The sequence below is a fragment of the Tessaracoccus luoxuelianae genome (assembly GCF_054483915.1).
Map to the genome: position 1 here is coordinate 2,214,702 of NZ_CM137013.1, position 13,163 is coordinate 2,227,864.

10 protein-coding genes are annotated in these 13,163 nt (G+C 69.9%); all 10 read right to left on the bottom strand.

What is annotated here, in order from left to right; all coding sequences use genetic code 11:
- Positions 1-2: 2 nt before the first annotated feature.
- The 10 genes from ACX1D1_RS10045 to dnaE are packed head-to-tail and all read right to left on the bottom strand — an operon-like array spanning position 3 to position 13,150.
- Positions 3-794, bottom strand: a complete 792-nt coding sequence (locus tag ACX1D1_RS10045) for a lysophospholipid acyltransferase family protein (RefSeq protein WP_182782675.1) — start codon at positions 792-794, stop codon at positions 3-5.
- Positions 791-2,311, bottom strand: a complete 1,521-nt coding sequence (locus ACX1D1_RS10050) for a lactate racemase domain-containing protein (RefSeq protein WP_459054466.1) — start codon at positions 2,309-2,311, stop codon at positions 791-793. The genes ACX1D1_RS10045 and ACX1D1_RS10050 overlap by 4 nt, the downstream gene beginning before the upstream one ends.
- Before the next feature lie 16 nt (positions 2,312-2,327).
- On the bottom strand, positions 2,328-4,676 hold the full coding sequence (locus ACX1D1_RS10055) for an HAD-IB family hydrolase (RefSeq protein WP_182782673.1): 2,349 nt from the start codon (positions 4,674-4,676) through the stop codon (positions 2,328-2,330).
- Entirely contained in the window at positions 4,676-5,407 is a 732-nt protein-coding gene (priA, locus tag ACX1D1_RS10060; protein ID WP_182782672.1) for a bifunctional 1-(5-phosphoribosyl)-5-((5-phosphoribosylamino)methylideneamino)imidazole-4-carboxamide isomerase/phosphoribosylanthranilate isomerase PriA, read from the bottom strand. The genes ACX1D1_RS10055 and priA overlap by 1 nt, the downstream gene beginning before the upstream one ends.
- 26 nt (positions 5,408-5,433) lie before the next feature.
- Positions 5,434-6,033, bottom strand: a complete 600-nt coding sequence (gene hisH, locus ACX1D1_RS10065) for an imidazole glycerol phosphate synthase subunit HisH (protein ID WP_459054467.1) — start codon at positions 6,031-6,033, stop codon at positions 5,434-5,436.
- An 8-nt stretch (positions 6,034-6,041) separates the two neighbouring features.
- Positions 6,042-6,650: an imidazoleglycerol-phosphate dehydratase HisB gene (gene hisB / locus ACX1D1_RS10070; RefSeq protein ID WP_182782670.1), complete on the bottom strand. Its 609-nt coding sequence runs from the start codon at positions 6,648-6,650 to the stop codon at positions 6,042-6,044.
- Positions 6,647-7,738 (bottom strand): histidinol-phosphate transaminase, encoded by a 1,092-nt coding sequence (locus ACX1D1_RS10075; protein ID WP_459054468.1) that lies wholly within the window; start codon positions 7,736-7,738, stop codon positions 6,647-6,649. The genes hisB and ACX1D1_RS10075 overlap by 4 nt, the downstream gene beginning before the upstream one ends.
- Entirely contained in the window at positions 7,735-9,036 is a 1,302-nt protein-coding gene (gene hisD / locus ACX1D1_RS10080; protein WP_459054469.1) for a histidinol dehydrogenase, read from the bottom strand. The genes ACX1D1_RS10075 and hisD overlap by 4 nt, the downstream gene beginning before the upstream one ends.
- A gap of 11 nt (positions 9,037-9,047) precedes the next feature.
- Complete coding sequence (locus ACX1D1_RS10085; protein ID WP_182782667.1) at positions 9,048-9,617, bottom strand: hypothetical protein; 570 nt, start codon at positions 9,615-9,617, stop codon at positions 9,048-9,050.
- Positions 9,617-13,150: a DNA polymerase III subunit alpha gene (dnaE, locus tag ACX1D1_RS10090; protein WP_459054470.1), complete on the bottom strand. Its 3,534-nt coding sequence runs from the start codon at positions 13,148-13,150 to the stop codon at positions 9,617-9,619. Before dnaE ends, ACX1D1_RS10085 begins: the two co-directional genes overlap by 1 nt.
- Positions 13,151-13,163 lie beyond the last annotated feature (13 nt).

Here is a 13,163-nt window from a genome sequence, read left to right on the forward strand (position 1 = left end):
CGCTACCGCCAGATCCTGTGCTCGGGGGCCGGCTTGGGTGCGGCCTGGTCCCAGAGCCTGCGCCAACGCGGCGCGGACAGGGTGGTGCCCGAGCTGGCTCCGCCGCGGCGGCGCTGCACCGTCCACCACGACAGATCGCCCTCGTGGACGAGCTCCTCGACGCGGGCCTGCACCTCGGCCGTGGCCTCGGCGAGGGAGCGTCCCCGGGTGTAGAGGGGGGCGCCGAAGCGGATGGAGACCTTCGGCCGGCTGCGGAGCGCCAGCTTCAGGATGTCCTGAAGCTTGAACGTGCCGACGATGCCGACCGGCACGATGGGCACGTTGTGCTGGTTGGCCAGTGCCGCGGGGACGGTTGAGAACTCGCCGACAAGGCGGCGCTTGACGGGCTCGTCGGCGAACACCACCACGTTGCGCCCGCCCGCGATCGCCCGAGACGGGGCGATCATCGTCGGCCGCACCCTTGACGGGAGGGCGAAGCGGAGCAGGTGGTAGTCCATCGCACCCTGCTCGTTGGCGGCGAACACGACTGGCGGCTGAAGGCCGGCGACGCTGTCGGCTGAGACCAGCTCGATGTCGAGGCGAAGGTTCAGCAGCCTCAGCATCAGGTGTCGCCCAGACAGGGCGGCGCGGAGGCTGAGTCTGTCGCGGGCCACGGGGGGCCGCGGGGGCGCGCCCGCGGGTGTGCCGGTGTGCAGCATCCCGGACGCGATCTGCCTCAGGTCACGGGGCCAGGTCAGCTTGGGCCGCTGGCGTCCGCGCCCGCTCTGCGCCCAGGACGGGAGCAGGCGGCTCATCGCACATCGCCCAGCGCGAGCCCGGGACTGCGCAGCACCGTGATGGAAGGGGCGCGTCCCACGGTGTTCGACGCGATCTCGAGGGCGTCAGCGTAGGTGGTCGCGCTGCGGTGCCCGAGGATCGCGGCGCTGCGCCGGTCCCCGCCCACCCAGATCACGTCGGAGAACCGCTCAGCCGCCCGGGCGGTGGCGTACCAGCGGTGGAACACGTGCAGCGGGTGCTCGGCGAACTGCTTGCGGTACAGGTCCAGGTACCACTCGTCGTCGATGGCGCGCGCCTCGTAGGTGGCGGCGATCTCGGCCGGGTCCGTGGTCTGCGGCAGCACCGTCGCGAAGAAGTCGGCGGCCGCGGACTGACGGCGGTTCGAGAACCGCCTCCGCAGCGGATGGAACGCGATCAGCGCCCCTCCCTCGCGGGCGTAGGGGGTGCCCAGGTGGGTTCCCGCCCGGGTCACCAGGGCGTGGTGCGCCGCGCCGAGCGGGGAACCCACCGGGTCGCCCTCATCGAAGGAGGCGCCCCAGACCGATGTGACCAGGACATCCGCCTGCCCCTTCACCTCGACAGCGTTGGCCGCCTTCCACACCAGGCGTGAGTCCGCCATCACGCGCTGGTAGTCACCGCTGAGGACGTCGACGATGGCGTAATCGGCTCGCGGGTTGCCGTGTAGCAGTTGGGCGCCCTGTCGCGGCAGGGCCGCGACGATCTGGCGGGCGCTGGCCAGCGACAGCTTGTCGGCCAGGTTCCACTCCCATTCGCGGCGGGAGGCGAAGCGCAGTGACCGGCCCAGCAGGGGCTGCCCGAGCACCGCAACCACGGCGAAGGTGCGGATCTTCCCGTGCACCAGCGACTCGACGCCGGCGCAGTACCGATCCTCGCTCTGCGCCCCCGCGAGCCGGTTGATCGTCTCCACGTCCACCAGACCAGAGACGAACGGGCACCGCTCCCCCGAGTCCGCCCGGGCTGAGACCAGCACCACGAGGTCCGAGGAGGCGACCCGGCGATTGAACTTCACCGGGACCCCGTCCACGTCGCCGAGGTGCACCAGGTCCGGCGAGGTGACGTCGTGGCTGCTGACCAGCCCGTCCGGCAGGAAGGAGGTGGCCACGCGGTCGCCCAGCACCTCGGTGACGGCGGCCGCATTCCACTTCTGCTTGAGGCCGGTGGCGATCACCAGCTCCACGTCGTCGACCCCCACCCGGGCGGCCGTCTCGAGGACGCGCTCGACGAGGGTGCGGCGGACCTCGAACTCGGGGCGGGGCAGCGGGCTGTCGGAGTCCACCACGACGATGGTCAGGCGGGTGTCAGGCTTGAGCTGCGAGGCCAGCGGGTCGGCGCCGAGCGGAGCGGCCAGGGCCGAATCCACCAGCGCCACCGGGTCCGTGGAGGGCGCGGCGTCGGCGGGGTAGATCACCCTGGTGCCCAGCCCCAGGCGCTCCAGGCGCAGATCAGAGCCGGCCATGGTGAGCAGCGGCGGGGTCTGGTCGTCCACCTCGAGGACAAATCCGGGTCGAGACATCAGTCTTCCTTTCCGTTCACGACATCCTCCAGCGGGGCAGCGGAGACATGGCAGGCCACTCGACGATGGACCAGCCCTTGGCCTTTGCCGCTCGCATGAGGCCGATATCGGGGCTGACCGCCACCGGGTTGCCCACGGTGGTGAGCATGGGGAGGTCCACGTGGCTGTCTGCGTATCCGTAGCACTGCGTGAGATCGATGTCGTGCAGCGACGCGTAGTGCGTGAGCCAGGCCGAGCGGGACTCGCCCACCATGGGCGGTCCGCTGAGGAACCCGGTGCAGCGGCCGTTCTCGTCAGTGGCCAGTTCGGCCGCCACGATGGTGTCGAACAGGCCCTCGAACGGGCGGGTGAGGGGCCGGATCACGCCGGTCATCAGGATGGTCGTGTGGCCGGCGTCGCGGTGCTCGCGGATGCGCCGGATGGCGTCCGGGGACATCCGGTCCAGGATGAGGGGCGCCAGCTTCTCGTCGACGAACTGCTCCAGCGCCGCCAGGTCCGCCCCGGCGTAGCGGCGGTAGATGGAACGCAGGAAAACGCCCCGGTCACGTCGCTCAGCGCCCAGGTAGACGGGCAGCTGGGCGGTGACCCGGGCCACCTCCAGCGCCCGTCTCATCGGGGAGAGCTCGGGCAGGCGCGCCCACAGATAGGTCTCGACGACGTTGGTGGCCATGACGGTGCCGTCCAGGTCGAAGGCCGCCACCACGGTGCCCGGCTCCGCCGGCTTCAGCTCCCTGAAGGTGGCCGATCGGGCCTGCCGGCGCTTCCGGGCCGCCTCGAGTCGGCGCACAGGGTCCGTGATGGCCGGGATGTGCACCTCCTCCATGTAGTGCGTCCAGGTGTAGGAGGCCGAGTCGAACCCGAAGATGTCCAAGTCCTGAGGGTGCAGGGAGTTGTGCAGCGCAAGGGCGGCGTCGTCGACGAAGTGCAGCTCGGACTGCAGGTACTCGCCGTACAGGGTGAGGTACTTGCTGAGGAAGTCCAGCTGCTTGGCGGACTTGTCCAGCTGGGTGGCCCAGGCCCGGGTTGACTTTCCGCGCGGCGCGAAGCTGAGCAGCTTGTTGGCCGCCGTCACGCCCTTGCCCGCGACCCACATGAACTTCTCGATGGGTTCGGCGCCGGGGAAGGTCCAGGTGGCCAGCGGCGTCGAGCCCTGGCCGAACGTGTAGGGGTGAGCCTCGAAGTAGCTGCGGACGTGCTCGTAGACCCCGCGGAAGGTGAGCGGGTTCCTGGCCCCGGAGCTGCCGTGGTAGTACTCCGGCCGGCCCACCTCTGGGGTGGTGGCGCAAACCGCGACGATGCCGTTGACGATGAAATCGCAGGGGATGATGTCGATGACCGCATCCGGGGAGGCCGGGAACTCAGGCAGCTGACCCCGGCCGTAGGCCAGGATCAACGGCTCCGCCATCTTGAACCCCTCGATCCAGCCCGGATAGGGGTGCTTCAGGGAGGACTCAACGATGGCGGGACGGTAGATGGAGATCCGGAAATCCTGCCCCAGGTCCGCCACCACCCGCTCCCCCAGCGCCTTGGCGAAGGTGTAGACGTCGGTCCAGCCCAGGGAACGGGCTCGCTCGGTGCCGGCCTGGACCAGCTCGGTCTTGACCCACTCCTGGCGGCGCCGCTCGGTGTCGCGGGAGGTGGTCAGGTAGCCGGCCTTCGCGTGGAGCGCCTCGGCCTCCCTGCGGAGCTTCGTCAGCTGCCCCGCCTCGCGGGAGCGGGCCTCGATGTGCTCCTTCATCGCCATCGCCGCGACAGTCTCAGCCTCGTAGTCCACGTCGTGGACGTGCGCTGCCTCGGGGATGGCGCCGCGCCGACGACCCGCGGTGTAGGCGGTCGAGACGTGCACGTAGTGGGGCACCTTGACCAGCGTGCCGTCTTCGTCCGAGCAGGCCTCGCGCAGCTTCGTCAGGAGGGCCTTGGTGCCGATGACGTTGGTCATGAAGGCCTGGTCGATGGGCGGATCGAAGGACACGTCGCCCGCGCAGTGCAGGAGCACGTCGAGGTCGCGCGGGAGGTCCGGCACGTTGGGCAGGTCACCCTCGATGACGGAGACCCGCTCTGCCATCAGCTTCTCGACGCCGCCGGCAGCCTCGACGATGGGCTTGAAGATCTTCTTGCCCAGGAGGCCGACGACGCGCTGCTCGGCCGTGACCGAGCCTTTCCGGCGCACCAGGACGGCGGTGGTGGTGTCCGGGCATTCGGTGAGCACCTTCCACAGGAGCTGCTCGCCGATGAACCCGGTGACGCCGGTCATCACGATCTTCTTGCCGGCGAGCAGGTCCGCGATCCGGCCGTTCAGCAGCGGCGGGACGTGCACGCGGGCCGAGTTGACCTCGCCGAACGTACTCGCGGGTGGCTTGGGCATCAGAGGTCTCCTTCGGCCACGGCGAGTGCCTCCTCGATGGTGAACCGGCCGAGGTAGAGGGCCGTGCCGATGATGGCGCCCTCGATCCCGCGGTCCACGAGGCCGCGCAGAGCCCGGAGGTTCTCCAGCGTGGCGATCCCGCCGGAGGCGATCACCTTCTGGCCGCTGCGCTGCGCGACGGCGGTGAGCAGTTCGATGTTGGGGCCGGTGAGCATGCCGTCGGAGTTGACGTCGGTGACGACGAACCGCTCACATCCGGCGGCGACGAGCCGGTCCAGAGTCTCGGGCCAGGGGCCCCCCTCTGTGGTCCAGCCGCGGGCGGCGAGGTTCTCGCCGCGCACGTCGAGGCCGATGGCGACCCGGTCCCCGTACTGGCCGATGATCCGCTCGCACCATTGGGGGTTCTCCAGGGCAGCGGTGCCGATGTTGACCCGCCTGGCGCCGGTGGACAGCGCCCGCTCAAGGGACTCGTCGTCGCGGATCCCGCCGGACAGCTCGACGTTCATCTCGAGGCTGCCGACGATGGAGCGCAGCAGCTCAGCGTTGCTGCCGCGGCCGAAGGCGGCGTCCAGGTCCACGAGGTGCAGCCATTCGGCTCCCCCGTGCTGCCATCTGAGGGCAGCGGCGAGGGGGTCGCCGAACTCCTTCTGTGACCCCGCGATCCCCTGCACGAGCTGGACGGCCTGGCCGTCCTGCACGTCGACGGCTGGCAACAGCTGCAACTTCTCCACGACGCCCAACCCTAGCTGAAACGGGGCTACCAGGACCCGAGCCAGTTCGCGATGAGCCGCGCACCGGCGGCCCCGGACTTCTCAGGATGGAACTGGGTGGAGCTCACCGGCCCCTGCTCGACGGCGGCCACGAACGTGGCGTCCTCGTGGCGGGAGAGCGTCACCAGCGCGTCCGGGGGCGGTGCGATCGCCGCGTAGCTGTGCACGAAGTAGAAGCGCTCCGCCGCCAACCCGTCGAAGAGCACGCTGCCCTCCGGCGGGGTCACGGTGTTCCAGCCCATGTGCGGCAGCCGGTGGGCGTCCAGTTCCACGACCCGTCCGTGGAACAGCCCAAGCCCTGGCGTGTCGACCCCGTGCTCGGTGCCGCCGTCGAACAGGACCTGGTGACCCACGCAGATGCCGAACAGTGGCCGTCCGGCCTCCACCCACCCGGAGATGAGCTCGACGCCCCCGGCGGCCCGCAGCCCCGCCATGCAGGCCGCGAAGGCGCCCACACCGGGCACGACGAGCGCGTCCTGGCGGCGCAGCTCTGCCAGGTCCGAGGTCACGACGAGGTCCGCGCCCGCGTTGGCGAACGCGCGGGCGGCCGAATGCAGGTTGCCCGAGCCGTAGTCGAGCAGACCCACCCGGCGGCTCAGAGCGCGCCCTTGGTGCTGGGAATGCCCTGGACCCGAGGGTCCAGCTCCACGGCGTCGCGCAGGGCGCGGGCCAGGGCCTTGAACTGGGCCTCGACGATGTGGTGGGGGTCACGGCCGGACAGCAGCCGCAGGTGGACGCAGAGGCCTGCGTTGAGGGCCAGCGCCTCCACCACGTGGTAGGTCATGGAGCCGGCGTAGGGCACTCCCGAGCCGCCGATCTGTGCGTACACCTGTCCGTCCGGCTCTCCGGAGCACACCACGTACGGGCGGCCGGCCACGTCGACGACGCAGTCCGCCACCGCCTCGTCGAGGGGCACCACGGCGTGCCCGAAGCGACGGATGCCGGACTTGTCCCCCAGCGCCTGCTTCAGCGCCTGGCCGAGGCAGATGGCGGTGTCCTCGATGGTGTGGTGCCCGTCGATGTGCAGGTCTCCCGTGGCCTCGACGGTGAGGTCGATGAGGGAGTGCTTGGACAGGGCGGTCAACATGTGGTCGTAGAACCCCACGCCGGTGCTGATGCTGGAGGCTCCTGTGCCGTCCAGGTCCACGGTGACCGTGATCCTCGATTCGCTGGTGGAGCGTTCGACGGTGGCGGTGCGGGTCACAGCGTGGTCCCTTCGATGGGTGGATTCAGGTCCTCCAGCGCGTCGCGGAGGGTGGCCATCTCGGTCGGCGTGCCCGCCGAGACGCGTAGGAAGCCGGCGGGTCCGGTCTCGCGGATCAGGATGCCACGGTCCAGCAGGTCCTGCCAGACCCGGTGCCGGTCCGCGAACCGCCCGACGAGGGTGAAGTTGGCCTCGGAGTCGATCACCGCGTAGCCGCGGCCCCTCGCCCAGGCCTCGAAGCCGCGGGCCTCCGCGGCCAGCTGACGCACCTGGGCCAGTAGCTCGTCTGCGTGGGCCAGCGCCACCCTGGCCACCGCCTGCGTCTGCGCGCTCAGGTGGTAGGGCAGCCGGACGATCCGGCACGCGTCGACGATGGCCGACGCCGCAGCCAGGTACCCCACGCGCCCGCCGGCCAGGGCGAAGGCCTTCGACATGGTCCGCGACACCACCATCCGGGGATGCCTGTCCAGCAGCTCCAGCGCCGACGGCTTGGCCGAGAACTCCTGGTAGGCCTCGTCGATCACCACGATGGCCTCGGTGCCCGAGCAGATCTCGTCGATCACCTCCACCGGCACCACGGTGCCGGTGGGGTTGTTGGGGGTGGCGATGATCACGACGGTGGGCTCCGTCTCGCGGACAGCGTCGAGGACGAGGTCCGCGGTGAGCGTGAAGTCCGGGTGCCGGGGCACGGTGACGTACTCGGTGCAGGTGTTGCGGGCGTACTCGGGGTACATCGAGTAGGTGGGGGTGAACGCCAGCACGCGGCGCCCCGGTCCGCCGAAGGCGGTGAGCAGGTGCGCCATGATCTCGTTGGACCCGTTGGCGGCCCAGATCCGCTCCGCCGTCAGCCCGTGCCCGAGGTAGGCCGCGAGATCCTCGCGCAGCGCGAGCGCCTCACGGTCCGGGTACCGGTTGAGGGTGCCGGCCGCGGTGACGATGGCCGCGGCCATCTCGTGGCGGATCAGCGGGGAGGGCGGGTACGGGTTCTCGTTGACGTTGAGCACCACGGGGACGTCCAGCTGCGGGGCACCGTAAGGCTCCTGGCCCACCAGGTCCGCCCGCAATGGCAGATCCTCCAGCGTGATCACTGCGGCCTCCGCACGGTGATGGCGTTGGCGTGCCCGGGCAGGTCCTCGGCCAGCGCGAAGCGCTCAACCCCGTCGGCGATCGCCAGCAGCGCCTCGGCCGTATAGCCGATGACGTGGACCGTCTTGATGAACGACCGCACGGTCAGCCCCGACGAGTGGCAGGCGCAGCCCGCAGTCGGCAGCACGTGGGTGGAGCCGGCCGAGTAGTCGCCCAGCGACACCGGCGCGTAGTCGCCGACGAAGATCGCGCCCGCGTTGCGGATCCTGTTGGCCACGGCCTCCGCGTTCTCGGTCTGGATCTCGAGGTGCTCGGCGGCGTAGGCGTCCGCCACGGCGACGGCCTGATCGATGTCGCGGACCATCACGACCGCCGACTGCTGGCCGCCGAGAGCGGTGCGGACCCGCTCCACGTGCCTGGTGGCGGCCACCTGCACCGCCAGCTCCTCCTGCACCCGCTGCGCAAGCTCCGCCGAGTCCGTGATGAGGACCGACGCCGCGATGGGGTCGTGCTCAGCCTGCGAGATGAGGTCCGCGGCCACGAACGCCGGGGTGGCGGTGTGGTCGGCGATGATGGCGATCTCGGTGGGGCCGGCCTCGGAGTCGATGCCCACCAGCCCGCGCACCAGGCGCTTGGCGGCCACCACGTAGATGTTGCCGGGGCCGGTGATGAGGGAGACGGGCTCGCAGAGCCCCGCGACGCCGTGCGCGAACATGGCGATGGCCTGCGCCCCGCCCACGGCGTAGACCTCCTCCACGCCGAGGATGTGACACAGGGCGAGGATGTTGGGGTGCGGGAGGCCGCCGAAGTCCTTCTGCGGCGGGGAGGCAACCGCGATCGACGCGACGCCCGCCACCTGGGCCGGCACCACGTTCATGATGACGCTGGAGGACAGGGGCGCGAGACCTCCGGGCACGTAGAGCCCCACCCGATCGACGGGGATGTTGCGCAACCCCACCCGGGCGCCCGCGGCCAGCAGCGCAGGGGCCGGGTTGCCGTCGAGTTCCAGCGCCTCGGCCACGTGGCGGCGGCGCCGGATGGCCTCGGCGAACGCGGCGGCCAGCTCCGGGTCCAGCTCCTCGGCCGCCCTGGCCAGCGCCTCCGCCGGCACCCTGAGGTGGGTGGGGTCCACCCCGTCGAAGCGCTGGGAGAACTCGCGCAGCGCGTCCTCACCGCGATGGGCCACGGCCTCGACGATGGGAGCCACGACGGAGACCGCGGCCTCCACGTCGAATTGGCCACGCGGAAGGTGGTCACGGTAGGCGTCGTTGACGCCGGTCAGGTCAAGAACTCGCAGCACGCTGCCCAAGTCTAGACCGTGCCGACGGGCTCCTCCGTGGGCCGGTCCACGCGGGGCTCCGGCCAGAAGGCGGCCATCAGCATGATGGGCGTGATAGCCGCGAAGGGCGCCACCAGCAGCGCCGACATCGACCGCAACGCCAGGTCCACGCGTACCACGTCGCCGGCCTGGGCGGCGGCGAGCCGGTCAACGAAACCGGATTCGCCCACGAGCAGCCCTGTCTGCCACGCCGTGAGGGCTGCCGCCAGCGCCGCGATCAGCGGGACAGCGATCACCACCCAGCCCTTGGGGTGCAGAATCACCCAGCCGACGGCCCCCAGGACAAGCCCGACAACGCCGGTGAGCACCGTGAACGTGACGTCCGCAGCCACCATCGCCGTCTGGCTGCGCTCGTTGATCGAGGCCGTCATGTCGTTGTTGATGGTGAAGGCGGGCAGCGGGGACAGCGAGGACCACAGCAGGCCTGCGATCACGCCCAGCGCCACCGCCGCGGCGAGGTAGGCCGCGACGCGCCAGGCGGTGCTGTCCCACAGCTCCGACAACCTGCCCCGGCGGGAGATGACCAGCACATCCTCGGCCATCAGTCCTGCCTTCCGACGCCGACGCAGCTGGGCCCGAGGACCGCCTTCAGGTCCGCGAACAGCGCCGAGGTGAGCTCCACCCGGAAACCGTCGCCCAACCTGAAGGTTTTGACCTGGTCTCCGGTGCGCAGCTGCAGGTGCACCTCCGCGGCCCCCGGGTACTGGGCGAGGATCTCCTTGATCCGGGCCACCACGCCGGGGGTGCAGCGCACGGCCGGGAGCGTCAGGGCCAGCGGCCCGACGTTGCCCTCCGCGCTGACGTGGGGCGAGACGAGGTGCTGGGCGCGCATCCGGCCGCGGTCCTCGCCGGATTCCACCGTGCCCTCCACCGCGACAATCGTGTCCGGCGCGAGGTGGGCGGCCACCTGGTCGTAGACGCGGGGGAAGACCGTCACCTCGATGGAGCTGGTCAGATCCTCCAGCACCACCTGCGCCCAGATGTTGCCGGCCTTGTTCACCCGACGGTTCACCGAGGTGATGAGGCCGCACAGCTTGGTCTGCCCGCGGAAGCCCTCGCCTGCGGCCGCTGACGCGATGGGGCGGTCACTGTTGGCCTGCAGCACGTGTTCGAGGCCGTTGAGGGGGTGGTCCGAGACGTAGAGGCCCAGCATCTCCCGCTCGAAGGCGAGCCTGGTGCGACGGTCCCATTCGTCGACCTGCGGCACCTGGGCGTGCAGGGCGGGGCCGGATGAGTCGTCGGGGAGGCTCAGTCCGAAGTCGAAGCCGTCCTGGCCGTTCTCGGCGTTGCGCTTGACGTCGATGATGGAGTCGACGGCGGTCTCGAAGATGCCCATCAGCGCGCGCCGAGCGTGGCCGAGTTCGTCGAAGGCCCCCGCCTTGATCAGCGACTCGATGGTGCGCTTGTTGCACATCAGCAGCGGGGACTTGTCCAGGAAGTCGTGGAAGTCCGTGGCCGGGCCCTTCCGCTGGCGCTCGACGATCCAGGCGCTGACAACCTTGTCGCCCACGTTGCGGACCGCGCCGAGGCCGAACCGGATGTGGTCACCCACGGGGGTGAACGCGGACTCGGAGGAGTTGACGTCCGGCGGCAGGACCTGGATGCCCATCCGGCGGCACTCGGCGAGGTAGAGGCCGGACTTGTCCTTGTCGTCGCGGACGGACTGCAGCAGGGCGGCCATGTACTCGACGGGGTGGTTGGCCTTCAGCCACGCCGTCCAGTAGGAGACCAGGCCGTAGGCGGCGGAGTGTGCCTTGTTGAACGCGTAGTCCGAGAACGGCAGCAGGATGTCCCACACGGTGCGGACCGCGTCCTGCGAGTAGCCCCGCTCCTGCATCCCGCCGGAGAAGATCTCGTACTGGGCGTCCAGTTCGGACTTCTTCTTCTTGCCCATGGCGCGGCGCAGCATGTCCGCGCTGCCGAGCGAGTATCCGGCCAGCTGCTGGGCGATGGCCATCACCTGCTCCTGATACACGATCAGGCCGTAGGTCTCCCCCAGGATGGGCTCCAGCGCCTCGGCGAGCTCCGGATGGATGGGCTCCACCGGCTCGCGGCCGGTCTTGCGACGCGCGTACTTGTTGTGCGAGTCGGCGCCCATGGGGCCGGGTCGGTACAGGGCGCCCACGGCGGAGATGTCCTCGAAGCAGTCCGGCTGCATCTGGCGCAGCAGGGCCCGCATGGGTCCGCCGTCGAGCTGGAACACCCCCAGCGTGTCTCCGGCCTGGAGCAGCGCGTAGGTGGCCGGGTCGTCGAGGGTGAGGGTGTCGAGGTCCACGTCGATGCCCTTGTTGAGCTTGACGTTGCGCACCGCGTCGTCGAGCACCGTGAGGTTGCGCAGGCCCAGGAAGTCCATCTTGATCAGCCCGAGGGACTCGCAGCCGGGGTAGTCGAACTGGGTGATGATGGCCCCGTCGGCCTCCCGCTTCATGAGCGGGATGATGTCGATCAGCGGGGAGGCGGACATGATGACACCGGCGGCGTGCACGCCCCACTGGCGTTTCAGCCCCTCCAGCCCCATGGCTGTGTCCACGACGGTGCGCACGTCCGGGGAGCCCTGGTACAGCTCGCGGAACTCGCTGCCCTCGTTGTAGCGCTTGTGGTTCTCGTTGAACAGGTCCGCCAGCGGGACCCCCTTGCCCATCACGTCGGCGGGCATGGCCTTGGTGATCTGCTCGCCGATGGCGAAGGGCATGTCCAGCACGCGCGCGGCGTCCTTGACGGCGGCCTTGGCCTTGATGGAGCCGTAGGTGACGATCTGCGCCACCTTGTCCGAGCCGTACTTCTCGGTGACGTAGGCGATCACCTCGCCGCGGCGGCGGTCGTCGAAGTCGATGTCGAAGTCCGGCATGGAGACGCGCTCGGGGTTGAGGAAGCGCTCGAACAGAAGACCGTGCTCGATGGGGTCCAGGTCTGTGATGCGCATCGCGTAGGCCACCATGGAGCCTGCGCCCGAGCCTCGGCCGGGGCCGACACGGACCCCGTTCTTCTTCGCCCAGTTGATGAAGTCCGCCACCACCAGGAAGTAGCCGGTGAAGCCCATCTGCGTGATGATGCCCATCTCGAAGTGCGCCCGGTCCGCGACCTCGGCGGACACTCCCCCGGGATAGCGCGCGGCGAGCCCGCGCTGGACCTCCTTGAGGAACCAGGTGTCCTCGGTCTCCCCCTCGGGGCAGGGGAACTTCGGCATGTAGGTGCCGGAGCCCTCGTCGAAGGTGGTCTCGATGCGTTCGGCGATGGCCAGCGTGTTGTCGCAAGCCTCGGGCAGTTCGTGGAAGAGGGCGCGCATCTCCGCGGGCGACTTCATGTAGTAGCCGTTGCCGTCGAACTTGAACCTGTCCGTCTGCGCCTTGCGGGAGCCCGCGGAGACGCACAGCAGCGTGTCGTGGGCGTCGGCGTCGTCGGCGTGGACGTAGTGCGAGTCGTTGGTGGCCACCAGCGGCAGCCGCAGGTCCTTGGCGAGCCTGAGCAGGTCGTGCCGGACCCGGGTCTCGATCTCCAGCCCGTGATCCATCAGCTCGACGAAGAAGTTGCCCTCGCCGAAGATGTCGCGGAACTCGGCGGCGGTGGCGAGCGCGTTGTCGTACTGGCCGAGCCGCAGGAACGTCTGCACCTCCCCTGAGGGGCAGCCGGTGGTGGCGATGAGGCCCTTCCCGTACAGGTTGAGCAGTTCCCGGTCCGCGCGCGGCTTGTAGAAGAACCCCTCCAGCGAGCTGCGTGTGCTGAGCCGGAAGAGGTTGTGCATGCCTTCCTGGTTGGAGGCCCACATCGTCATGTGGGTGTAGGCGCCCTTGGAGGCCACGTCGTCGCCGGTCCCGTCTCCGAACTGGACCCGCTTGCGCTCGGAGCGGTGGGTGCGGGGAGTGAGGTAGGCCTCGAGCCCGATGATGGGCTTGACGGCGAATTCCTTCGAAGCCTTGTAGAACTCGTAGGCGCCGAACAGGTTGCCGTGGTCCGTGATGGCCAGCGCCGTCATGCCGAGCTTCTCGGCCTGCTTGAACATGTCCTTGACGCGGGCGGCGCCGTCGAGCATGGAGAACTCGGAGTGGTTGTGGAGGTGAACGAAGGTATCGGCCATCTGTCATCTCCTC

Excerpts from the sequence above, each read along its gene's own strand:
- ACX1D1_RS10045 (WP_182782675.1), bottom strand. The coding sequence starts at position 794 with ATGAGCCGCCTGCTCCCGTCCTGGGCGCAGAGCGGGCGCGGACGCCAG.
- ACX1D1_RS10050 (WP_459054466.1), bottom strand. The coding sequence starts at position 2,311 with ATGTCTCGACCCGGATTTGTCCTCGAGGTGGACGACCAGACCCCGCCG.
- ACX1D1_RS10055 (WP_182782673.1), bottom strand. The coding sequence starts at position 4,676 with ATGCCCAAGCCACCCGCGAGTACGTTCGGCGAGGTCAACTCGGCCCGC.
- ACX1D1_RS10085 (WP_182782667.1), bottom strand. The coding sequence starts at position 9,617 with ATGGCCGAGGATGTGCTGGTCATCTCCCGCCGGGGCAGGTTGTCGGAG.
- dnaE (WP_459054470.1), bottom strand. The coding sequence starts at position 13,150 with ATGGCCGATACCTTCGTTCACCTCCACAACCACTCCGAGTTCTCCATG.